Origin of the sequence: Chryseobacterium sp. CBSDS_008 (assembly GCF_049959325.1) — a bacterium.
Classification (GTDB): domain Bacteria; phylum Bacteroidota; class Bacteroidia; order Flavobacteriales; family Weeksellaceae; genus Chryseobacterium.
Genome location: NZ_CP188202.1, coordinates 2,593,899 through 2,618,278 on the forward strand (window position 1 = coordinate 2,593,899; position 24,380 = coordinate 2,618,278).

The window sequence follows — 24,380 nt, forward strand, 5'->3', positions numbered from 1 at the left end:
CAAAGTGTCGACTTTTGTATAGTTATGGAAACTTTTAATGTAAACATTTTTTCCCTGAGCACAAGCTCACCGGATGATTTCACAGGAGGGACGGTTCCAGACAGTAGGCCCCACTCTATTGTTATCAGCCCAATACTCAGGAATTGTAGAATGAAACCTGTAACAAACGTAGAACATAACAACAACCCTAAATAAACTAAGTATAAAAATGAGTACAATCACAGTAAAAGCCTATGGCGCAGAGTCTATCACGGCAGATCTGAAAGAAATGAATATTGAAAGAAGAGAGGTAACCTCAAAGGATGTAGAGATTGAAATCCTATACTGCGGGGTATGCCACTCCGACCTTCACACTGCAAGAAACGACTGGGGCGGATCTTTATATCCTGTAGTTCCGGGACATGAAATTGTTGGAAAAATTACTAAAGTAGGAAGCGAGGTTTCCAAATTTAAAGTTGGCGATCTTGCCGGAGTGGGATGTATAGTAGATTCCTGCGGCCACTGCGACAGCTGCCAGCACGATCTTGAACAGTACTGCCTGAATGGCTTTACAGGAACATACAATGGTAAGGACAAGCATTTGGGAGGTCATACTTTTGGAGGGTATTCCCAAAAAGTAGTGGTAGATTCTCATCATGTTTTAAAAGTACCTGAAAATCTTGATCTGGCAGCTGTAGCACCCCTTCTTTGTGCAGGTATCACAACCTGGTCTCCTTTAAAACACTGGAATGTGGGTCCTGGCTCTAAAGTAGCTGTTGTAGGACTAGGCGGTTTGGGCCATATGGCTATTAAACTGGCAAAAGGGCTAGGTGCTGAAGTTACTTTATTTTCAAGAACTCCCGGAAAAACTGACGATGCCAAACAACTGGGAGCTGATCATGTTGTTATTTCCACAGATAATGCCCAAATGGATGCTGTAAAAGGAAAATTCGATGTGATTATTGATACGGTTCCATATGTGCATGATGTAAATCCATATGTGGCTACATTAAACATCAACGGAACACATGTTCTTGTAGGATACCTTGGAGGTTTAGACCCTATTCTGAATACTGTTCCCATGATTATGGGAAGAAAGTCTGTAGCGGGCTCGGTAATTGGTGGAATTGCAGAAACTCAGGAGTTACTGGATTTCTGCGGCGAGCACAATATCGTTTCCGAAATTGAAATCATCAAAATGCAGGAAATCAACGAAGCTTATGAAAGAATGCTGAAAAGTGATGTGAGATACCGTTTCGTAATTGATATACAGTCTTTGTAACTCTTAAGTCAATAAAAAAGTTTCGGCGCACCTTGGTGCGCCGAAACTTTTTATACTATATTTTTACTTTTCAGACTATTTTTTATTTTTCAATGTTTGTTTTAAAACGTTCAGTTTTCCATCAATCGGCTGATCAATTTTTAATCCTAAAATTTCTGCAACCAAAGGATAAACATTGACGTTGGCAAATTCCCCGATAACCAGATTATTTTTAAACTCCGGTCCCCATGCCAGAAATGTAGCTTTCATTTCCGGAACAACTTTAGGATTGTAGCCATGTTTTCCAACGGATGTTTTCTTGCCTTTTTCCAGGAAGATTTTTGGTGCTTTCGGGATCAGAAGAATCTGTCCTATTCTGCTGTACCGGTCATCTCTTGTTGCAAAGTGCAGATATTTAGGAAGTCTTTTATCCAGATACACCTCGTAATCATCTGTTTTACTGGCTTTCAGTTCTTTATAAACGGCTTTCACCTCATCCGGATTTTTAACGTATACTCTTAGCAGGGTCTGGGAATTGTAAAAATCAAATCTGTTTTTATCAAAAAGAACTGCCGGAATTTCCAACGGTGCTCCCCCATCTACTTTGATCATTCCGTGGTCGGAAACAAAAATAAAGTTGACATTTTTTAAACCTAAATCATTTACTTTCTTAACAAGATCACCAACAGCATGGTCTATGAGATGAACTGCCTTTTCCGTTTCTTCCGTATCCGGTCCGAAATGATGTCCGCTTCCATCTGCTTCCGGGAAATATAATGAAATAAAATGGGGTCTTTTATCTTCCGGTAATTTCAACCAGTTTACTACTTTCTCTACTTTTTCAGAAGGAGTGAATTTTTCGTGGTAAGGATAATAATAAGCCGGTCTTATTCCGCCTGCATCACTGGCCGATCCTACCCACATTAAAGAAGCTGACACCATTCCCTGTTTTTCAGCAAGTCCCCAAAGCGGAGTTCCGCCATACCAGCTTCCATCCTCAGCATTTTTCTTATTGCTCATGGCATAAGCTTCCTTTCTCTTGTAATCATAGAAAAAGTTATCGATCAATCCATGATGTGAGGGGTAAAGTCCGGTAATCAGGCTCCAATGGTTAGGAAAAGTAATACTTGGATAGCTGGGAATCATTGCCTCTGCTTTTATACCGTTATCAGCCAGTTTAAGAAGGTTTTGAGCATTATATTTCCGGGCATAATCATACCGGAAACCGTCTGCGGATATCATAATCACATAAGGTTTTGACTGTGCTTCAGGAGTGTTTTGTCTTCCCGGGATGACCACCTGGGTTGTATCAATATTTACCTGCTGTGCAAATGCCGTAAAGGAAATAAGCAGCAGTAAAAAGTGGATTCCTCGCTTCATTATTTTAATTTTCCGCAAAGTTACATCCTATACTCCTGCCGGAAAAGTTTAAGAGATTAAAAGTATATTAAAACCGATTATTTTTAAATCAAAATTAAGATCTGCTAAACAGGTCTTTTCATTTCAAACTGAGACAGCCAATTGTTCAGACCTATTTTTTCACTAAGAAATTTGCCCGTATTTTCTGAGGAATCGTCTACATTGTTCAATGCTATAGTTTGTCCGCCATTTCTTGCTTTAATAGCATTAAAAAGCTTTGTGCCGATTCCACGATTCCTGTACCTCTTATCTACTGCAAACTGATATATTTTTTTTGCTGCAGGGCTATAAACAATATATCCTACAAGCTTCTCTCCATCATAAGCTCCCAGTGTCACATAGTTTTCCGGCATCGGTTCCAATACGAAAACAGATCCCTGCCATGACGGCTCAATGTCCCAGAAAGAACACAGCAGCTCCCATTGGAAGTTTTTGAGTTCACGTATAGCAACCTCAGCATTTTCTTTTCCCTGTTGGATATTTCCGTTAAAACAAAGCAATCTCCTGACAATAGTAAACCCTAAATTTTCATATGCCCTGATCGCGTTATGATTTCCTTCAATCACTTCGAGAAGTAAAGTATTGGCATTTCTTTCTTTTAAAACAGGAATGATAAAATCATACATTTTTCTTACCAATCCTTTACCTCTGCTTTCCGGAACCACTCCTGTTCCGCCATTGTAGATTACCTTCTCTCCATTTTCAACTTTTTCAGACTGGAGAATAAAGCCTACAAGTTTTCCTTCTTCAAATGCTCCGGCAGATAAACTCATATCTAATTTTTCTGCAGCAATTTTTGAGATAAGCACCTCTTTTGTTAAATGAAAAGGAACAATATAATCGGAAAATGAATGATTGAATGCCGATAACAACTCATCTACAGTTGTATTTGCCAAAGTTTTAAATTCCATTGATGTGTAAATTTATAAGGTTAAGAAACTACCTTTTGATAAGAACCAGGATCTACACAAATATATGAATTTTACAGCAATTGCCCTGAAATTGGTACTGTAAGAAAAAAATGATACCCCTGAAAAATCAGAGGTACCTGTTTAAAAAATATTTAGGTGTGTTTTTCTGAAAAATTATTCTTTAATCAGTTTTTCATAAGATGCAGTTCCATCTTTAAGCTGAATTTCAAGATAATAGCTTCCTGGTTTCAAGTCTCCGACACTGATGCTTTCGCCTTCAGGCTTTACTGATCTTACTTTTCTTCCTGTTGCTTCATAGATATCAACAGAGTTTATCTTATCAGAGTTTTTGAAATTCACTGTTGCCTTAGCAGGATTTGGGTAAAGAGTTACCTTTTTGCTGTTAGCAGCAATCTCATTGGTAGATAAGGTAGATGCAGTCAGTGTTAATGATGCGTACCCTCTTCCTGCATCATGATATCCTATCCCCGTCCCTGTTTTTCTTGCATAGAAGATATTGATTGTTCCTGCAGCATTGGCAATAGCAACATCACCTGCTCCTCCGGAAAGACTTCTTGTTGCCACGACTGTTCTTGTAGATCCTGAAACAGTGTTGGAGGTTTCTGTCCAGTCCTGAGAAGGATCAACGGTAGGAGGAATCATAGGGCCGGTGAATGAATAATCTCTGTTGGCAGAAGAATTATATATAAATCCGTCTGAACCTGCCGACATTCCCCCCAGATTTACACCATTTCCACCAAAGCCAATTCCCAACATAGAGTTGCTGTCTCCCGTTACTGTGATCGTTACCCCGGCGGGAGTCGTATCTAATTTCACCGTCATGGCTGTATTCGGTAAATTTACCGTTCCTGACGAAAACTGCGCCAATGCAAAATTGGCAAGAAGTACGCTAAGCGCTAGTAGAGTTTTTTTCATATCAATTTTTTAAGAGATTTATAATTTCTTTGTTATTGGTTTGTAATGCATATTCAAAAGGGGTCATTCCCATTGAATCTTTCCTGGTTTTATCTGCTTTGTATTTGAGCAGCTGTTCTATCAGGTCCTTATTTCCGGATTTTACTGCCCAGAACAAAGGAGTATAGCCGGTAGCGTCGGCAATATTGGGATCTGCTTTTTTCTTTAGCAGATGTTCTACCAGATCTTTGTTGTATTTTATGGCAAGACCGGCTAATGCTGTCCCTTCACGGCTTTTGTAATTCACATCTTTTACATTGTCAATCAGAAAATCAGCAACGCTTACATTGCCTCTGTAACAGGCTAAAATAAGTGGTGAAAATCCGTTTTCGTTAACCTGATTAATTACATCCGGATTTTGCTTCATCAGCTCCTGTACTTCAGCAACTGTTCCGCTTCTGGCCATATCAAATATTGATTTTGCTTTTTCCTGAGCAGATACTAATGCGCTCAGAAAGAGTCCTAGTACTAAGATTATATTTCTCATTGTTTTACCATTACGTAGTTGTATTCAATATTTACATTTTCTGCAACTTTCTTGGTAACCATTTTCGGAATGGTCACTTTATAATCTGCGGGTTTAGCCATAAAACTGCCCTGCATATAGATTTTTCCATCTTTTGCATATAAAGTGGCCGAAGAGTTTACCGCTTTGTCTACTCCATGAAAGTTTAACGTTCCCTGAACTGTATATTTCTGAGGGCTGCCCGTAAGCTTTGTTTTATCAAAGTTGGCAATTTTTCCTTTGAAAGTCGTTTTCGGATATTTTGCAGATTCCGCATAACTTTCATTAAAATGCTCTTCCATTAATTTTGTTTTAAAATGAAAGTTTTTGACGGTTGAAACCGATGCCATTTCACCGTTATCTGTATTCAGAATTACAATGTTGTTGTCATCCTGTGCAAAAATATCATCAAACAGAGGAACTGAGGCTTCAAAAGTTACTTTCCCTGTTTTAGAGCTGTATTTTTGTGCTGAAGCGTAACCGGCAGAGAGCAGTAATACGCTTAATAGTGTTAATTTTTTCATATCAATTTTTTTAATTTTCATTTAACCCATCAGCTTTCCACTTGATGAAAATATTGATCTGGGCTGCAGACAATGATCCTCCCTGAGGCATTTTCCCGGGATCACCATTAGGTCTTTGGATGCGGTCCAGAATTCCGTCTATATTATTTTTCACCTGATCATAAGTAACCAGCGGTTTAAAACTTCCTGCAGAATGGCAGCCTATGCAGTTATTATCTACAATTGGTTTTACATCTGTTGTATATTTTACAGGTACTGTGATGGGTGTATTGTCAGAAATCTCTTCATAAGTTCTGCTGTCACAAGCCGTCAGTATGATTGCTGACGACAGTATCAATAAGGATGTTAGCTTTTTCATATTAAAAAACTCTATAAAGATTAAACCCAAAGAAAATATGTCCCTTTCCCCATGCTCCTGTGGCATTGGTAAGATATCCGATATCTGAATTTATCTGGGAGTTCGTCAGTAAAAGCTGGAACACATGTCCTCCTGTTTCTATATCTACCCCTAATGATAATGGGTTTTTATAAAAACTGTGATCGTCGAAATTCACAAAGTATTCTGCATTCACAGAAACTCTTTTTGAAATTTTATAGCGTCCTCCCAAACCTGCCAGAAACTGGTTCTTATTTTCAATGGTAGGTTCGTAAAGGTTTTTATGAACAAAGGAAGGGGTAAGCTGTAGTGAAAGCTTATCATTAAATCTTCTAGAAATCAATGCCTGGGTAAGATAAGAAAGTCTGTCGCTGAATTTCAGGTGCGGATAGTTATCTTTATCCAGCTCTGTATTGGCACCCATTACATTGTACCCCACAATATCTACCGGGAAGTTTTCATTTTGTCTTACCAGTCTGTATTTAACGGCTCCTTCAAACGTTTTCATATTGGTTTCTCTGGAGAGACTTACTGAAACAGCATCTGAAATACCATAAATAACGCCTAGTTTGGTTGAGGCATGATCCAGACCAAAAAAGTCCTTAAATCCTGCGCTTATATCACCAAATCTATGGGCAACAATAATATACCATTCTTTTTTGGCTGCCAGCTTCGTAGACTGTCCTGTAACAATCTGAAGGGCCTTGAAGGCGGGTTGTGAGGTTTCTGTTTGGGTTTTAACAGTGTCAATATCTTTCAGCAGGTCTTCCTGTGCAAAGACAAGACCTGAAGAAAACACTGACAAAAATAAGAGAGTTTTTGTCATATACAATTTGAATTAAATTATGATACAACAAACTTATTGAGTTCTCAATTCAAAAACAGGTGATAAAAGTCACCAGCCAAATTGTTTTTATCAATGATAGGAATAAACTTTTCAAACAAATAAAATTAGATTATTCTAACATTATCATTTACAGGAACTTTTATTCCTTCTTTGCTCTGAACAATTTCTCCTTCGCTTTCAATTTTTTTCAAAACCCTGCTTACCACTTCTCTTGAAGTTCCCAGACTGCTTGCAATTTCACGATGGGTAATTTTAATAGGATTATTTCCTGTGGATAAGATCTGCTGTTTAATATAATTCAAAACTCTCTTATCAAGCCTGTGGAAAACAGCATCATTCACCATATTCATAACTTCTGAGAATCTGCGGTCGTATTCATGATAAAACAGTTTATTGATTTCCGGAAATCTGATCAGCCATTCGTGCATGATGGAAACGGGAATGAGAATAGCTTCAGAATCTTCATCGGCAATAGCGTATACTCTACTGATATAATCTGTCAGAATAGAAGAAAAGGTCATCAGACAGCTGTCTTTTGGCTTAATATAATAGTAGATAAGTTCTCTTCCATCATTAAGGGTAAAAACTTTAATAGATCCTTTTATTAAAAAGGGTACAAATTTATTTTTCTGTCCTTCCCTTATGATTTCAGTTTTGGCTTTTATGTCAATAGCAACGGCATGTTTTTCCAGTTCTGATAAAAAATCAGCGCCTAAGAAACCAAATTTACTTACAGCAAACGAGTTATCAATCATATTTTAGATTTTATACTTTTTCTTAAACAAAGGTATGAAATTGATACATCGTTACTATGTATTTTTATCTTATTAAAGAAAATTAACAATTAGACAAATTTTATATGTATTCATACTGTTTTTACAAGCAGTTTAAAAAAAACAGCTTCACTTTAATGAAGCTGTCTTTAGTTTTAAAATCTGTATTTTACATTGAATCCATAAAAGAAATAGGCTTTTCGAGGCCCCGGATTAAGATCTGTTGGAACCGTATAATTACTTCCTTTATCTGAATCATTAATATTATTTCCTAAGAATAGGAAAGTATAATTGATCTGACTCGTAAGATTATTACCCATTACATACAGATCCAGATCAAGTTTATTAAATGATTTTTTAAACCCTAATTTTGAATTAAGCAATCCGAAACCTTTTACGAGATTTGTATTGTTAAAATCAGAATATACATTTCCCAGATAGTTATAGGTATTTACAAGATAGAATCCTGGTTTGGTAAAGATATCTAATCCTATGGCATATTTATTTCTTGGAACTCCAACAACCGTTTTATGATCATATACCATTAGCTTTCCTACCGTCTTTCCTGTAACAGGGTCTTGATATTTTGGATCGTAGATTGAAAAATCCTTATACCTTGTGTCGTAGTAAGAAAGGTTAACAAATGGAACAATTCTTTCAATAAAAGAATTTTCTGTTCTGTATTGATATCCTACGCTAAAATCAAGCCCTGTATTTTTCTGGCTTCCTGTATTGCCCCAATATGTTTGTCCTGGAGGAGTGATTCCAGGAATTACTAACTGCGTAAGTTTATCAGAATAATCGATTCTGAATGCGGAGATACGGTAATCCAGCTTCGTATTGAGTAAAAGCCCATGTACACTGAAGTCTACCATTCTCGCGCGTTCAGGCTTTAAATCATCATTTACCGTATTGGTTGCAGTTATAAATGAAGAAGCTGCGGTGGGAGAATTATAACCTTCACTGTAGCTCAGATTAAAGATCTGATGTTTCCATTCTTTCTGTAAGGCGAAGTGAGGCGTATAAGCCATATCATACTTTTTGTTGAATGACTGGTCTTTGTGTCCGGTAACTAAATCTGGTAAGGCATAAAGATCCTTCCTGCCATAGTTGGTTCTGTTGCCACTTATTCCTGCCAGGAATGTAAGTCCCCATGGTTTATAGGTAAGATAATCAATCACAAAATAGGTAGATTGATTATTATTATATTTAAAATATGATGCCCCGCTCATCCCTGTTGTCTGCAAAGGCTCTGTTTCTGAACCTGTAAACCTGTAACTTGAAGCAGTAGACACAGAATTTTGTATCTCGGCACCAAAATCTAACCGGTTTTCAAAATCCTGAAACTCGTTTTTTAATGTAAAAGTGGAACGCAATCCTACATTCGGGGAACTCGTAATTCCATATGCTCCTGCAGAAACACTTTCTGTATTTGCATTATAATAAAATAACGTAGTATAGTTTCTTAAGTTGGAAGTGAGACTGACTGTATTACTTAATCCTACTCTTGTTGATTTTATTTTCGTTCCTGAATTTTTTCTGATATAAGCGGGATTTCCGTTATCAATTCCTGCGTAGTACTCATCATATGAAATCTGGCCTGAAGTATGTTCATAGGAATAAGCCTGGCTTGCAAAGAAACTCAGCTGGTCTTTTTTGCTTAATTTCACTGTGCCATTTACATTGAAGAAGTTTTTCAGTCCTCCTCCGTTCGGCCTGTAGCCGTCTGTTTCAAGATGTCCGTATGCAGCACTTATTGAATAATTATCGTCTGCCACATTCAGTTGTGTTCTTGACTGAAATGTTTTGAAAGCACCAAACATTGCATTTTCTGAAACAGATGCTCCTTTTGTGAAGTCCGGACGGGTATAGAAACGAACAGCTCCGCCTACACCACCTCCGTACATTGTTGCGGCAGGGCCTTTTATTACCTCAACATTTGTTACATAAGCAAAATCCAAATCATCCAGAACGGTGATTCCTTCGGCGTTTGTTAAGGGCATATTATTCCAGTACGCTTTTACTCCCCAGTTATTAAATTTCTGGTCATTTCCATATCCTCTCAACACGAGTCTCTGACCTCCGAAATTGGTTCGTTTATCCACCTGAAGTCCTGGCATGGTGGATAAAGTCTGATCTATTGCGGCAGGATTATTTCTGTTAAGATCTTCTTCAGAAAGGGTTTCTACAGATTGCGCATGTCTTTTGAATTCTGCCCGTTCCTGTTTTATTTTTTTTCTTCCAAGGATATTGACTTCATCAATTGATCCTTCCTGTGTCTGCTGAGCATGTGCAATAGTACAACCTAACAAAGCTGCTATGCATATATATTTTTTCATTATTTAAATTTGTTACCATTAATATTATTTTCACTTCACAATAAAGCCCTTTCGGGAGGAGGAATAACAATGGATAAATAATGAGCGTATTCCGGCTGATGATAATGTCTGGAAATTGTTTCTATGAAATTATTTGAGAAAAAACGGAATTGCTTGTTTTCAAAAATGGCAAAAAAGCCCGGTATCTTAATCAGATTTTTGCTGTGACCTGGAAGATCAATCTGTAATGTTAAGCAATTTTTTTTACAAGCAAACTTTTTCGAAAAGTCTAATAAAGAATTGATGATAATATCTTTTTTATCCCATATAACAATAAAAATATTTCTTCCCGTTAACTATACTGATTTTGATAATATCATAGGACAATCCCTTCAGAGTAAATTCTTTTTCTTCTTTCCATTCTGCATTTTCCAAATCTTTTTCTGTAAAAAATATGGTTTCAGATTTTCTGAAATTACTCTGTGTAATGCTGTATTGTGTCTTTTCATAAAGTTCTCTTTTTACATGAAAAATAACAGAATACATCACATTACTGAATAATATGATAACCGGAATAGATAAAAAAATAAATAGTAGTTTTTTATTCAAAGAATGAAAGATTTTTTAAGGGACAAGTTCTCCAGATCGTTCTACAGAAGTAAATTTTGATATATTTATTTTGTGAAGTGTCTCAGATCCTTTTACAGTGTACGCTATCCAATTGTCTTTTGGATCTAATTTCTGAGAAACAGTATTTTCTACAGGTGCTCCTGCAGGCATATGATCAATGATGTCAGCATCCTGATCATTTTTATACTGAAGATTTCCTCTTATTGTTATTACATTGCCTGTATTATTCTGAACAAATGAAACGGTATTTCCTTCTGCTGTCAAAGTTTTTACCATGAGGATACTGTTATTTTTTTTCTTCAGCTTAATGGTGTACATGATTCCCCTTACTCCTGCTCTTCCTCCCACCCATTCTGTTTTTTCAGCAGAGATCACAGAAACGGTCTTATCCTGATATAAAGAGGATACCGGCATCCCGCAGGAAGCCAGCATCCAAAATACCATTAAATATAATTGATTATTCATTTTCTAATCATCATCGCCACCTGTACGGCCTAATACAAGGAAGTTACCACTATATACTATTTCACCTTTAGACTCAGCTTTCAGTATATAATTTCCGGGTACCATTTTTTGACCAAACTCTTCATCAGACTTTACATTTTTCTTACTGTATACCAGTCTGCCCGATGCGTCCACAATACTTATATCCACACTGCTGTATTTAGCAGTATCAAATCTCAGATGGGAAATCCCTTTCGATGGATTGGGATATATCATATTCATATGCTTTTTGGATTTAGTCTCTGTGGTCGACAATGGAACTGTATTCTGTGTTGTCCAGGCTCCTCTTCCATAAGTGGAAACCAGAACTGTTTTGGTTGCAGGTCTGTAATCTAAATTAGTAATTCTTATATTTCCTATATTTCCAGTCACTGAAGCCCACTCAGGAGTTAGCTCCAGGAAATCAGTAGTTCCCCAAACTCCCATTTCTGTTCCTACCAATACCTCATTTGGATTATCCGGATTTCTTAATATGGTTCTTACCGGCATATCAGGAAGATTTCCTTCTTTATTCTGCCACGTAGTTCCTCCATCTGTAGAATAGAAAATACTGGTAAGGTTATAATTGAAGAACGTTACAATCATTTCATTTTCGTTGGCACCAAATTCTATGTCAGAAACAGTTCCAGTTATTGGTGATGTTAACAAAGTTGATGCATATGCTGTGGTGTTGGCATTTGTCACTTTAAAAATTCGTCCCAGGTTGGTTCCTACAAAAAGTGTTGTGGATGCGGTTGTATAAGGAGAGACTTTCATCCATGAAATCTGTTCTCCGGATTGTGCAGTTTCTACCGTAACCACATCATTGGTAAAAGATGTTGCAGATGCAGAAAGTCCGCTTGTTCTGAAAAGCGTAAGCCCTGAACGGTAAGAATAAAAGACATTATTGATTCTGTCCAGAGCAATTTCATTTACAAAATGTCCCAGGCTCCTATTGGCGCTGGTAGAAATAAGATTATGAGAGCCGTTAGTTAATAAATAATGGTTGTTGTTGGTATAACTTGCTATTTCATAAGTATCCTGATCATCATATTCCGTATACATCCCGTCTCCGCCTGTAGCCGACTGGCTGGTTAGGAAATTATTAGCTTGTGGTACACCATAAATCCACCATGACCCATTATCCTGTGCTCCGGCTAATAATTCTTCATCTGCCGGGTTTTTTGTCGGATTCAGCATTGCAGAGTAAAACTGTGTTACATTGTATCTGGTATTTCTTGCAGCAAAGCCACCCACAGCTCCGATATTGGCTTTATTAGCAGCATAATAGATCCCTCCGTCATTTCCAAACATCATTTGCCCTGTAGCGAAATTATTATAAGGGTTGAATACGATTTCGTGTTGGTCCGCATGTACCGTTGAAACCTGTAAAGCAGCCATGTTATTGTTATTGGACCATTTTGAAATCTGTGTCCAGCTGGTTCCTCCGTTTGTAGATTTATACAAATCTACACCTCCGATATAAACCGTATTATCATCCAAAGGATCGGTTGCAATAATCAGGTCGTAGAAAGATTGTCCTCTGGTAAAGTCATTAGGAGGAATACTTGTATCTGTAGCTGTAGGTAATGTCAAAACAGGCGCTGTATCATTGGTAGCCTGCCATGTTGTACCTCCGTCAGCAGAACGTGCAATTCTGATAGGCTCTGTAGTTGTAGAGCTTCCCTGCATAAAAGCATAGATTTTATTAGCATCCGTTTTAGAAAGACAAAAATTAACTCTTGCTCCTGTATTCCCAACATTATAAACCTGATTAAAAGTATTTCCGTCTGCAGATTTAAAAATCCTTCCTCCTGAGTCTATATTTGGAAGTTTGGAAGTTCTGGTGGAAACCCATACGGCGTTATCTGCTCCAATTTCTATCTGCTGAATAGAATATCCTGTTGTACTGGTTGTATTTGTTGTTGTATCTAAAGCCAGTAAACTGGTGTTTTTAGTAAATGTAGCCCCTCCATCAGTTGATTTATATAATCCAGCCTGATTTACCCCCTGCCATCCGGCATTAAAAGAAGGAGTTGATACATATGTCCCACTTACCCCTGCATATACTTCTGAGATTCCGTTATTATTTCTAACTTTAACATCATTAATATAAAAGTTTCCATTTCCTATTCCATTCGAATAGGTTACCGGTATTGTAAATATCTGTGCCCAGGTAGCACCTCCATCCACCGATTTCCATATTCCAGACCCTTTAGCATTGCCCGTTTCAATTTCCCCTGTACCGGCATAAAAGACCTGTGGATTGTTTGGGTCATAAGTAATACTTGAAATGGAAGTATTCGCCCAGAATGTACTCAATGGCTGCCATTGATTAGCCGCCACGGAAGGATCCTGGTTTACCCAAAGTCCTCCTGAAACACTTCCTGCAAAAACTCTTTTACCTGTAGGATCATTAGGGTCATACATGATTGCTCTTGTTCTTCCCCCTACACTATAAGGACCTCTTTCTATCCAGGGCTCGTTGACTATTTTGCTACTAGCAGAAGCAGTATGGTTAGAAATAAAAGACATAGGCTCTGAAGGTTGATATTTACCCGTTAAGATATCTTGGTTTACCTTTACCAGTCCTTCAAAGTTGGTTCTCCCGGTAACAGGATCCATTGTTCTTTTGTAATCTTCTTCATAATATTCATTGGGTGGTATTCCAGCTGCCTTAGCAGCTTTATGCAGCTGTTTAAGGTCCTTGCCATATTGGGCATACAATTTCTGTAAATGTTTTTGATTATTTTTGAGCGTATTCTGCTGTGCATTAATATAAGTGCAAAATAATGCTAACGCAATAGTATAGATTTTCATCTTCATTTGTTTTTTACAAATATACTAAATAAATATCAAAGTATTAAAAAATATGTAAATAAGTTATCAATTTACAAATAAAAACAACAAAAATTTACCAAATACCTATTTGAGCGTTTTTTTTTGTTTTTTTAATTAAAGAGATTATTTTTTTAATTAAAAAACAAAAAGCCCCGGATAAATCCGGGGCAATTATATGATTACAAAAGAAATCTTTTACGCTTGAACGTTGTTTCCTCCTAATACGAAAGGCTCAACTTCTTTGATTTCTCCGAACTGCTGCTCGTAGTTAGCGATGTTCTGTTGAAGAGCATTTAATACTCTTTTAGCGTGAAGTGGAGCAAGAATTACTCTTGATCTTACTTTAGCCTGCTGAACACCTGGCATCAACTGAATAAAGTCTACTACAAATTCAGATGGAGAGTGGTTTACTAAAGCCAGGTTAGCATAGATACCAGCAGCTACCATTTCGTTTAATTCGATGTTGATGTTTCCGTCTTGTGGATTTTGATTGTTGTCCATTGTTATAAATTATGTTTTTAAAATTCGAAATTTGAGATTGTGAAAATATAAAAATAATTTCAAACCCCAAATTTCAAATCATTAATTTTAGTTAAGGTCTTCGAATTCTTTCTTAGAACCTACAATAACGTTCTGATACTCTTTAAGACCTGTACCTGCAGGAATTCTGTGTCCTACAATTACATTTTCTTTAAGACCGCCCAGAGCATCTACTTTACCAGCAACGGCTGCTTCGTTAAGAACTTTAGTTGTTTCCTGGAACGATGCTGCAGACATAAATGACTTCGTCTGAAGAGCTGCTCTTGTAATACCTTGCAACACAGGCGTTGCTGTAGCAGGTAAAGCTTCTCTTACTTCAACTAAAGCCTGATCTTCACGTCTCAACTTAGAGTTTTCGTCTCTTAGTTCTCTTGCAGTAATCATCTGACCTGGTCTGAATTCTTTTGAATCACCGGCATCTACTACTACTTTAAGACCGAATACTCTGTTGTTTTCTTCCAAGAAGTCGTACTTGTGTTCAAGAGCCCCTTCAAGGAACTGAGTATCACCTCCATCTACGATAGATACTTTCGTCATCATCTGTCTTACGATAATTTCGAAGTGCTTGTCGTCGATTTTTACCCCCTGTAGACGGTAAACTTCCTGAATCTCGTTTACTAAGTATTCCTGAACTGCTGTTGGACCTTTAATTCTTAAGATATCTTCCGGTGTGATAGAACCGTCAGAAAGTGGAGAACCTGCTCTTACGAAGTCATTCTCCTGAACAAGAATCTGGTTAGAAAGTTTTACCAAGTAAATTTTTCTTTCACCAGTTTTAGCCTCAACAATAAGTTCACGGTTACCTCTCTTGATTTTTCCGTAAGAAACTACCCCGTCGATTTCAGTAACAACCGCTGGGTTTGAAGGGTTTCTTGCTTCGAATAATTCGGTAACTCTCGGAAGACCTCCAGTGATATCCCCTGCTTTTGCAGATTTTCTTGGGATCTTGATTAAGACTTTACCAGCCTTAATTTTTTCACCATCGTTAACCATTAAGTGGGCTCCTACCGGTAAGTTGTAAGCTTTCTGCTCAACTCCTTTAGAGTCTACCACTTTCAAGGTAGGTACGGCTTTCTTATTTCTGGATTCAGAGATTACTTTCTCTTCAAATCCTGTCTGTTCGTCAATTTCAAGCTGGAATGAAATACCCTGGATAATATCCTCGTATTCTACTTTACCTGAAGTTTCAGCAATGATAACCGCGTTATACGGATCCCATCTACAGATTGTATCTCCTTTCTTCACTTTATCACCTGGTTTTACAGATAATATAGATCCGTAAGGTACGTTAGCGATCATTAATGGAGTTCTGGACTCATTATCAGCCACTAATCTGAATTCTGTTGAACGTGAAACCACAACTTCAGCCGTATTACCGTTTTCATCTTCAGAAGTAATTGTTCTTACTTCATCCATTTCCACGATACCATCTCTTCTTGCAACGATAGAAGGGTTTTCTGATACGTTTCCTGCAGTACCCCCCTGGTGGAAGGTTCTCAATGTAAGCTGAGTACCTGGTTCCCCAATGGATTGTGCTGCAATTACACCTACCGCTTCACCCATGTGAATCATCTTACCTGTTGCTAAGTTTCTACCGTAACATTTCGCACAGATACCTTTTTTAGCCTCACAAGTTAATGGTGAACGAACTTCAACAAATTCCAGTCCTGCTGCTTCAATTCTTTTCGCTAATGCTTCATTAATTACCTGATCTGCTTCAGTGATCATCTCATCTGTTTCAGGGTCATAGATGTTATGAAGAGAAACTCTACCTAAGATTCTTTCGGAGATCTTTTCAACGATCTCGTCATTTTTCTTAAGTGCAGTCACTTCAGTACCTCTTAAAGTACCACAGTCGTCTTCTGTAACGATAACGTCCTGTGCAACGTCTACCAATCTTCTCGTTAAGTAACCAGCATCGGCTGTCTTAAGAGCGGTATCCGCAAGACCCTTACGGGCACCGTGGGTAGAGATAAAGTACTCTAGAATCGAAAGACCTTCCTTAAAGTTGGCAAGGATCGGGTTTTCGATGATCTCCGCTCCGGTAGAACCGGCTTTCTGCGGTTTTGCCATCAACCCTCTCATTCCTGATAACTGACGGATCTGTTCTTTAGAACCCCTCGCTCCAGAGTCAAGCATCATGTATACAGAGTTGAAACCACCTTGGTCAGTTTTCATTCTGCTCATGATCATTTCAGTTAATCCGGCGTTGGTATTAGTCCAAACGTCGATTACCTGGTTATAACGTTCTGTATCGGTAATCAGACCCATGTTATAGTTAGCTCTAATTTCGTCTACAGTTTCAATTGATTGTGCAATCATTTGTTTCTTCTCAACAGGAACTACAATATCCCCAAGTGAGAAAGAAAGACCTCCTTTGAATGCGTTTGAATATCCTAAATCTTTCATTGCATCCAGGAACTTCACAGTGGTAGGGAAATCTGTATCAGCAAGGATCTTACCGATAACATTTCTCAATGATTTCTTAGTCAAAAGTTCATTGATATATCCTGACTGCTTAGGTACAATCTGGTTGAATAGGATTCTACCTACAGAAGTTTCGATTAATCTTGTAACGATTTCACCGTTTTCTTTGATAGGCAGCCTACATCTTACTTTAGCATTTAAAGATACTCTGCCTTCAGCATAAGCGATTTCCGCTTCTTCAGGAGAATAGAATGCAAGACCTTCACCTTTTACTTTCATATCTTCTGTAGAACTCAATTCTTTGGTCATGAAATAAAGACCAAGAACCATGTCCTGAGATGGTACTGTAATTGGAGAACCGTTTGCAGGGTTCAGGATGTTCTGAGAACCTAACATCAATAACTGAGCTTCAAGGATCGCTTCTGGTCCTAGTGGCAAGTGTACCGCCATCTGGTCACCATCGAAATCGGCGTTGAAGGCCGTCGTTACTAATGGGTGTAGCTGGATTGCCTTACCTTCGATCATCTTAGGTTGGAAAGCCTGAATACCCAGTCTGTGAAGCGTAGGTGCTCTGTTCAGTAGAACAGGGTGACCTTTCATCACGTTTTCAAGGATATCATAAACTACCGGTTCTTTTCTGTCGATAATTCTCTTTGCAGATTTTACTGTTTTTACAATCCCTCTTTCAATTAGTTTTCTAATGATGAACGGTTTGTAAAGTTCAGCTGCCATATCTTTAGGAATACCACATTCGTGAAGCTGTAAGTTTGGACCTACAACAATTACCGAACGCGCAGAGTAGTCAACCCTTTTTCCTAGTAGGTTCTGACGGAAACGACCCTGCTTACCTTTCAATGAATCAGAAAGTGATTTCAACGGTCTGTTTGATTCAGATTTTACTGCAGAAGATTTTCTTGTGTTATCGAATAATGAATCTACTGATTCCTGAAGCATACGCTTCTCGTTTCTCAAGATTACTTCAGGAGCTTTGATCTCCAATAATCTCTTCAAACGGTTATTTCTGATGATAACTCTTCTATAAAGGTCATTCAAGTCAGAAGTTGCGAAACGTCCTCCATCCAATGGAACCAATGGTCTTAGTTCTGGCGGGATAACAGGAAGTACACGCATGATCATCCACTCCGGTCTGTTGATCATTCTTGTATTAGCACCTCTTAATGCTTCTACAACGTTCAACCTTTTAAGAGCTTCAGTTCTTCTTTGTTTTGAACCTTCGTTGTGAGCTTTGTGTCTCAAGTCGAAAGACAATGCATCAAGATCAATTCTTTTTAACAGATCTTCTACCGCTTCAGCACCCATTCTGGCGATGAATTTGTTGGGATCAGAATCATCAAGATACTGGTTTTCTACAGGAAGAGTTTCCATGATGTCAAGGTACTCTTCTTCTGTAAGGAATTCCATGTTTTCAAAATCAGAACCGTCTAATTTCTTAGCAATACCCTGCTGAATCACTACATATCTTTCGTAGTAGATGATCATGTCTAATTTCTTAGAAGGAATTCCAAGAAGGTATCCGATTTTGTTTGGTAATGAACGGAAATACCAGATATGTGCAATTGGAACTACAAGGTTGATGTGCCCGATTCTCTCTCTTCTTACTTTTTTCTCAGTAACTTCTACTCCACAACGGTCACAAACGATCCCTTTGTAACGAATTCTCTTGTATTTACCACAAGCACATTCGTAATCCTTTACAGGACCAAAGATTTTCTCACAGAACAGCCCGTCTCTTTCAGGCTTGTGAGTTCTGTAGTTAATAGTTTCCGGTTTTAAAACCTCCCCTCTTGAGTCTTGTAAAATAGACTCCGGTGAAGCTAAACCGATGGTTATTTTATTAAATCTACTTGATTTATTTTTATTTGACATAATTTTTTTTAGATTTTAGATTTCAGATTTCAGATTTCAGACGAAATCATCATTCCAAATTCAAGGATTATAAAATTCTTAGAGTGTCATAGCCTGACATCTTGTGTCTGACATCTGATATCTTACTCCTCCAATCTTACGTCTAATCCAAGACCTTGTAACTCGTGAAGTAATACGTTGAATGATTCCGGAATACCTGGTTCAGGCATAGACTCACCTTTCGCAATTGCTTCATAAGTTTTTGCTCTACCAATCACGTCATCCGACTTCACAGTCAGGATCTCTCTAAGGATGTTAGATGCACCGAATGCTTCAAGTGCCCAAACCTCCATCTCTCCGAATCTCTGACCTCCGAACTGAGCTTTACCTCCTAACGGCTGCTGAGTAATCAATGAGTAAGGACCGATAGAACGTGCGTGCATCTTGTCATCTACCATGTGTCCTAGTTTCAGCATGTAAATGATCCCTACAGTTGCAGCCTGAGTAAATCTTTCTCCGGTACCACCATCATAAAGGTAAGTGTGGCCGAATTTAGGAAGACCCGCTTTCTCTGTATATTCAGTAATCTGATCAAGAGTAGCTCCATCAAAGATCGGTGTAGCGAACTTCATACCCAGCTTCTGACCAGCCCATCCAAGAACTGTTTCATAGATCTGACCGATGTTCATACGGGAAGGTACCCCAAGTGGATTCAATACGATATCTACCGGTGTTCCATCTTCAAGGAATGGCATATCTTCTTCACGAACGATTCTTGAAACGATACCTTTGTTACCGTGACGTCCTGCCATCTTATCTCCTACATTCAGTTTACGTTTCTTAGCGATGTAAACTTTAGCCAGCTTCATGATCCCTGCCGGAAGCTCATCTCCGATTGAAATTGCAAATTTCTCACGGTTTTTAACTCCCTGGATGTCGTTGTATTTGATTTTGTAATTGTGAATCAATTGCTTGATCAATTCATTCTTATCAGCGTCTACTGTCCAGTCTGCACCACTAACGTTTACATAATCTTCAACTGAAGTTAATAATTTGTGAGTGAATTTCACACCTTTACCGATGATTTCTTCGTCAAGGTCATTTTGTACCCCCTGAGAAGTTTTACCGCTTACCAGTGTATTTAATTTTTCAATTAAAGTATTTCTCAACTCGTCAAACTTAGCCTTGTAAGTGTTTTCAATTTCTTCAAGTTTAAGTTTTTCTTCAGTTCTTTTCTTTTTGTCTTTAATATTTCTGGAGAACAACTTCTTGTTGATAACAACTCCTCTTAATGAAGAGTCAGCTTTCAATGAAGCATCTTTCACATCACCGGCTTTATCACCGAAGATTGCTCTAAGAAGTTTTTCTTCAGGAGTCGGGTCAGATTCACCTTTTGGAGTGATTTTACCAATCATGATATCTCCAGGCTTCACTTCAGCACCGATTCTGATCATACCGTTCTCGTCAAGATCTTTGGTAGCTTCTTCGGATACGTTTGGAATGTCTGCTGTAAGCTCTTCCATACCTAACTTGGTATCACGAACTTCAAGAGAATATTCATCTACGTGGATGGAAGTAAACCAGTCTTCACGTACCACTTTTTCGTTGATTACGATCGCATCCTCAAAATTATATCCTTTCCAAGGCATGAACGCTACCACTAAGTTTCTACCAAGAGCCAATTCTCCTTTTTCAGTAGCATACCCGTCGCAAAGTACCTGTCCTTTCTCCACTACATCACCTACTCTTACGTTTGGTCTTAGTGTGATGGTTGTACTCTGGTTGGTTTTCCTGAACTTAGTAAGTTTATATGTTTTCGTAGCAGACTCGAATTGTACTAAATCTTCGTCTTCGCTTCTTTCATATTTAATAACGATTTTGTCAGCATCCACGTACTGTACCGTACCTGTTCCTTCAGCATTAATTAAGATTCTTGAATCTCTTGCAACCTGCTGCTCAAGCCCTGTACCAACGATTGGAGCCTGTGGCTTCAATAGAGGAACCGCCTGACGCATCATGTTGGATCCCATCAATGCACGGTTCGCATCATCATGCTCCAGGAATGGAATTAATGAAGCGGAAATACCGGAAATCTGGTTTGGTGCTACGTCGATAAGGTCTACCTGCTCAGGCTCTACTACCGGATAGTCACCATCCAATCTTGCAATAATTCTGTCTGTTAAGAAATCACCGTTGTCGCTCAATTCAACGTTTGCCTGAGCAATTACTTTAGATTCTTCGTCTTCTGCATTTAAGTAAATAGGATCTGCGTTAAGCTCAATCTTACCACCTTCTACTTTTCTATATGGAGTTTCGATGAAACCTAGTCTGTTGATTTTAGCATAAATACCAAGGGATGAAATCAAACCGATGTTTGGTCCTTCCGGAGTTTCAATCGGACAAATTCTTCCGTAGTGAGTATGGTGAACGTCTCGAACCTCGAAACCTGCTCTTTCTCTTGATAAACCACCAGGCCCTAGTGCAGATAATCTTCTCTTGTGAGTGATCTCTGATAGAGGGTTGGTCTGGTCCATGAACTGAGAAAGCTGGTTGGTCCCGAAGAATGAGTTGATTACAGATGTTAATGTCTTAGCATTTACAAGGTCAAGCGGAGTAAAGATTTCGTTATCTCTAACGTTCATTCTTTCCTTGATTGTTCTTGCAATTCTAGAAAGACCTACCCCGAACTGTCCTGCTAATTGCTCACCAACAGTTTTAATTCTTCTGTTTGATAAGTGGTCAATATCATCAACTTCAGCTTTAGAGTTTACAAGCTCTATAAGGTGTCTTACGATAGCAATGATATCTTCTTTTGTAAGAACTTCAGTTGTTGTAGGAATATTAAGACCTAATTTTTTGTTCAATCTGTAACGTCCTACTTCACCTAAAGAGTATCTCTGCTCAGAGAAGAATAATTTTTCAATGATTCCTCTTGCAGTTTCCTCATCTGGCGGATCTGCATTTCTTAACTGACGATAAATATATTCTACCGCTTCTTTTTCAGAGTTGGTAGGGTCTTTTTGTAATGTATTCTGGATGATGGAGAATTCATTGCTGTTTTCTTTGTGAATCAGGATTGATTTCACACCAGCATCCAGGATAAGATCTAAATGTTCTTTTTCAAGGATTGTTTCTCTATCCAGGATGATCTCGTTTCTTTCAATAGAAACTACTTCACCTGTATCTTCATCTACGAAATCTTCGAACCAGGTGTTCAATACTCTCGCAGCCAATGTTCTCCCTTCCACTTTTTTAAGGGCAGCTTTAGAAACTTTCACTTCTTCAGCAAGGTCGAAGATCTGAAGGATATCCTTATCAGATTCGTACCCGATTGCTCTTAATAAAGTTGTTAATGGTAATTTTTTCTTACGGTCGATATACGCGTACATTACGCTGTTGATATCGGTTGTAAATTCCATCCAAGATCCTTTAAAAGGAATAATTCTTGAATAGTAAAGTTTTGTCCCGTTCGCGTGGTAAGTTTGTCCGAAGAATACACCAGGTGAACGGTGAAGCTGCGTAACAATAACTCTCTCAGCACCGTTGATGATGAAAGAACCACTTGGCGTCATATAAGGAACCGGACCTAAATATACATCCTGAACCACAGTCTGGAAATCTTCGTGTTCCGGGTCAGTACAATATAATTTAAGTCTCGCTTTTAGAGGAACTGAATAGGTAAGTCCTCTTTCCACACACTCATCGATTGAATAACGTGGAGAATCTACCAGATAGTCTAAGAATTCTAATACGAACTGGTTTCTTGAATCCGTAATTGGGAAATTCTCTTGGAAAGTCTTGTAAAGAGCTTCTGTCTTTCTGGCTTCAGGAAGTGTATCAAGCTGGAAAAATTCTCTGAAAGACTCAATTTGGATATCCAAAAAGTCTGGCGTGATGATTTTTCCTTTCGCTGATGAGAAATTAATTCTCGGATTTCCTTGAGTTGTTGATTTTGTTTTACTCATAAAACTTTTAAGAAAGGGTTAAAAAATATTTTGATTCATTAAAAAATATCAGAAAAGAACTAGAAAACAAGGTAAAAGTAATAAGGTAAAAGTGTTTTTGGCGCTCACGAAAGTCCTTATGTTCTTTAACTTTGTACTTGGTTCTTTCTAACTGCAACACTGGTATATCTTTTCACAGCGTAATGCAAAATATTTTTATTACTTTTGAGGCAGCATTATTGTACTATTTATATACACGAAACCCCTTCCATGTTCACACAATGAAAGAGTTGATTTTCAATATTTTATAAATTTATAAACAATTTTTAGCGCCAAAAGAGGGGCAAAGATACAAAAAGTTAGCCACAATAACAAATAAATCATCTCATTTTGAGGGTTTTAAAATAAGAGAGGCTGCCCAAAATGAGCAACCCCTCCACAACACAAGCTAATCCTATGATTATTTCATAATAATCCAAGATTTTATTTTGATTTACTTTTTACTTTAGTATACTTCCTCATAGGCTTCTTTTCTGCAGTGGTCCTACACTTCCGTTTTGATTCTCATAGTTCCTGGCTTTTTGTTCTGATTCCGTCACTCCCGGAACAAACAGTCTGCAAAGGTGACCTTTCCATTCCGAAGGTCGTTTTAAACAGAAAAGTCTTAATACCTAACTGTGCGTTTATAGGTGAGACCAACTGATAAAAGGGTGATGTGAATATTTATTTTTCATTATCATCATATTTCCTGGTTTACAGATGTATTTTTTGATAAAGGTAATTCTCAGATGTTTCATCTAAATAATAAATGACAACAAAAGTATTATCAGCAAACACTGCGTAGTTAGATTAAAAGATATAGATCCGGCAAAGAACCATTGCAGCGGATATTTACAGTCGTTTGCCCTGTAGATTTATGATGAAGAGTTCCCAACCCATTTCCATTTCCAATCCATTGGTGAAATGAAGAGCTGCTTAAGCTGTGTTGACGATTTATACAACAAGATAATACGGATTTACGCATTGTTAGAGATATCAGCTTAGTGTTTAGCTTTCCCACAGCTTCCAGCAATAAAAGTGCTATCTTATGATTATAGGAAAGAAAATAATTTTTGTTCAATTATATTGTGTTTTTCAATACAAATATAATATTTTTCAATTAAAACAACACTTTATTAATAAAAATTTACACAAAATAGATAAGTAATAAATTATACTCATATTATAGTGTAAATTATAGTGAAATAATCAACCATAATAAAATATATTAAAATACGATCCAAGAATATTGAAATACTATTATAAAGTAAAAGACACCCTATAGAGGATTACATACAAAAACCCGGACAAAATTGCCCGGGTTTCTATATTTATATACAATTGAAAATTATTTCAATTCTACTTCAGCACCAGCTTCTTCTAATTGCTTCTTAAGAGCTTCAGCTTCGTCTTTAGAAACACCTTGCTTAATTGCAGCAGGAGCTCCGTCTACGATATCTTTAGCTTCTTTAAGACCAGCACCAGTTAAATCTTTTACTAATTTAACGATAGCTAATTTAGAAGCACCTGCAGACTTAAGAATTACATCGAATTCAGTCTTTTCTTCAGCAGCTTCACCTGCCCCACCTGCAGCAACAACTACAGCAGCAGCAGCTGGCTCAATTCCGTACTCATCCTTAAGGATAGCAGCTAATTCGTTTACGTCTTTTACAGTTAGGTTTACTAGCGTTTCAGCTAAATTTTTTAAATCTGACATTGTTG

General features: G+C 37.8%; 17 protein-coding genes. 1 reads left to right on the plus strand and 16 read right to left on the minus strand.

Annotation, left to right across the window (positions count from 1 at the left end; genetic code table 11):
• The first annotated feature begins 208 nt into the window (after nucleotides 1-208).
• Nucleotides 209-1,261 carry an NAD(P)-dependent alcohol dehydrogenase gene (locus tag ACP3T3_RS11640; protein WP_426476044.1) on the plus strand — a complete coding sequence of 351 codons (1,053 nt, stop codon included), beginning with the start codon at nucleotides 209-211 and terminating at the stop codon, nucleotides 1,259-1,261.
• A gap of 75 nt (nucleotides 1,262-1,336) precedes the next feature.
• On the opposite strand, the gene ACP3T3_RS11645 is transcribed toward ACP3T3_RS11640, so the two are convergent.
• The 16 genes from ACP3T3_RS11645 to rplL all read right to left on the minus strand — a co-directional run bounded on the left by ACP3T3_RS11645 (nucleotide 1,337) and on the right by rplL (nucleotide 24,375).
• Nucleotides 1,337-2,620: an ectonucleotide pyrophosphatase/phosphodiesterase gene (locus ACP3T3_RS11645; RefSeq protein ID WP_426476045.1), complete on the minus strand. Its 1,284-nt coding sequence runs from the start codon at nucleotides 2,618-2,620 to the stop codon at nucleotides 1,337-1,339.
• 104 nt (nucleotides 2,621-2,724) lie between these two features.
• Entirely contained in the window at nucleotides 2,725-3,570 is an 846-nt protein-coding gene (locus ACP3T3_RS11650) for a GNAT family N-acetyltransferase (protein WP_426476046.1), read from the minus strand.
• Between the two features lie 174 nt (nucleotides 3,571-3,744).
• Entirely contained in the window at nucleotides 3,745-4,506 is a 762-nt protein-coding gene (locus ACP3T3_RS11655; protein ID WP_426476047.1) for a T9SS type A sorting domain-containing protein, read from the minus strand.
• A 1-nt stretch (nucleotide 4,507) separates the two neighbouring features.
• Nucleotides 4,508-5,032 (minus strand): ankyrin repeat domain-containing protein, encoded by a 525-nt coding sequence (locus ACP3T3_RS11660; protein ID WP_426476048.1) that lies wholly within the window; start codon nucleotides 5,030-5,032, stop codon nucleotides 4,508-4,510.
• Nucleotides 5,029-5,574, minus strand: a complete 546-nt coding sequence (locus ACP3T3_RS11665) for a YceI family protein (RefSeq protein WP_426476049.1) — start codon at nucleotides 5,572-5,574, stop codon at nucleotides 5,029-5,031. Before ACP3T3_RS11665 ends, ACP3T3_RS11660 begins: the two co-directional genes overlap by 4 nt.
• A 10-nt stretch (nucleotides 5,575-5,584) precedes the next feature.
• Nucleotides 5,585-5,932: a hypothetical protein gene (locus ACP3T3_RS11670; protein WP_426476050.1), complete on the minus strand. Its 348-nt coding sequence runs from the start codon at nucleotides 5,930-5,932 to the stop codon at nucleotides 5,585-5,587.
• A gap of 1 nt (nucleotide 5,933) precedes the next feature.
• A complete protein-coding gene (locus tag ACP3T3_RS11675; protein ID WP_426476051.1) occupies nucleotides 5,934-6,776 on the minus strand; it encodes a DUF5777 family beta-barrel protein in 843 nt (280 codons plus the stop codon).
• 125 nt (nucleotides 6,777-6,901) lie between these two features.
• Nucleotides 6,902-7,552 (minus strand): Crp/Fnr family transcriptional regulator, encoded by a 651-nt coding sequence (locus ACP3T3_RS11680; RefSeq protein WP_426476052.1) that lies wholly within the window; start codon nucleotides 7,550-7,552, stop codon nucleotides 6,902-6,904.
• 173 nt (nucleotides 7,553-7,725) lie between these two features.
• Nucleotides 7,726-9,909, minus strand: coding sequence for a TonB-dependent receptor (locus ACP3T3_RS11685; protein WP_426476053.1), 2,184 nt, complete (start codon nucleotides 9,907-9,909; stop codon nucleotides 7,726-7,728).
• 297 nt (nucleotides 9,910-10,206) lie between these two features.
• Complete coding sequence (locus ACP3T3_RS11690; RefSeq protein ID WP_426476054.1) at nucleotides 10,207-10,497, minus strand: hypothetical protein; 291 nt, start codon at nucleotides 10,495-10,497, stop codon at nucleotides 10,207-10,209.
• A 15-nt stretch (nucleotides 10,498-10,512) separates the two neighbouring features.
• Nucleotides 10,513-10,983, minus strand: coding sequence for a hypothetical protein (locus ACP3T3_RS11695; RefSeq protein ID WP_426476055.1), 471 nt, complete (start codon nucleotides 10,981-10,983; stop codon nucleotides 10,513-10,515).
• 3 nt (nucleotides 10,984-10,986) lie between these two features.
• Entirely contained in the window at nucleotides 10,987-13,821 is a 2,835-nt protein-coding gene (locus ACP3T3_RS11700; protein WP_426476056.1) for a T9SS type A sorting domain-containing protein, read from the minus strand.
• Between the two features lie 216 nt (nucleotides 13,822-14,037).
• Nucleotides 14,038-14,343, minus strand: a complete 306-nt coding sequence (locus tag ACP3T3_RS11705; protein WP_002976436.1) for a DUF3467 domain-containing protein — start codon at nucleotides 14,341-14,343, stop codon at nucleotides 14,038-14,040.
• 87 nt (nucleotides 14,344-14,430) lie between these two features.
• Complete coding sequence (rpoC, locus tag ACP3T3_RS11710; protein ID WP_426476057.1) at nucleotides 14,431-18,696, minus strand: DNA-directed RNA polymerase subunit beta'; 4,266 nt, start codon at nucleotides 18,694-18,696, stop codon at nucleotides 14,431-14,433.
• Nucleotides 18,697-18,818: 122 nt separating this feature from the next.
• A complete protein-coding gene (gene rpoB, locus ACP3T3_RS11715; RefSeq protein WP_426476058.1) occupies nucleotides 18,819-22,640 on the minus strand; it encodes a DNA-directed RNA polymerase subunit beta in 3,822 nt (1,273 codons plus the stop codon).
• Nucleotides 22,641-24,006: 1,366 nt separating this feature from the next.
• Nucleotides 24,007-24,375: a 50S ribosomal protein L7/L12 gene (gene rplL, locus ACP3T3_RS11720; protein WP_105701283.1), complete on the minus strand. Its 369-nt coding sequence runs from the start codon at nucleotides 24,373-24,375 to the stop codon at nucleotides 24,007-24,009.
• Between the last annotated feature and the right edge of the window lie 5 nt (nucleotides 24,376-24,380).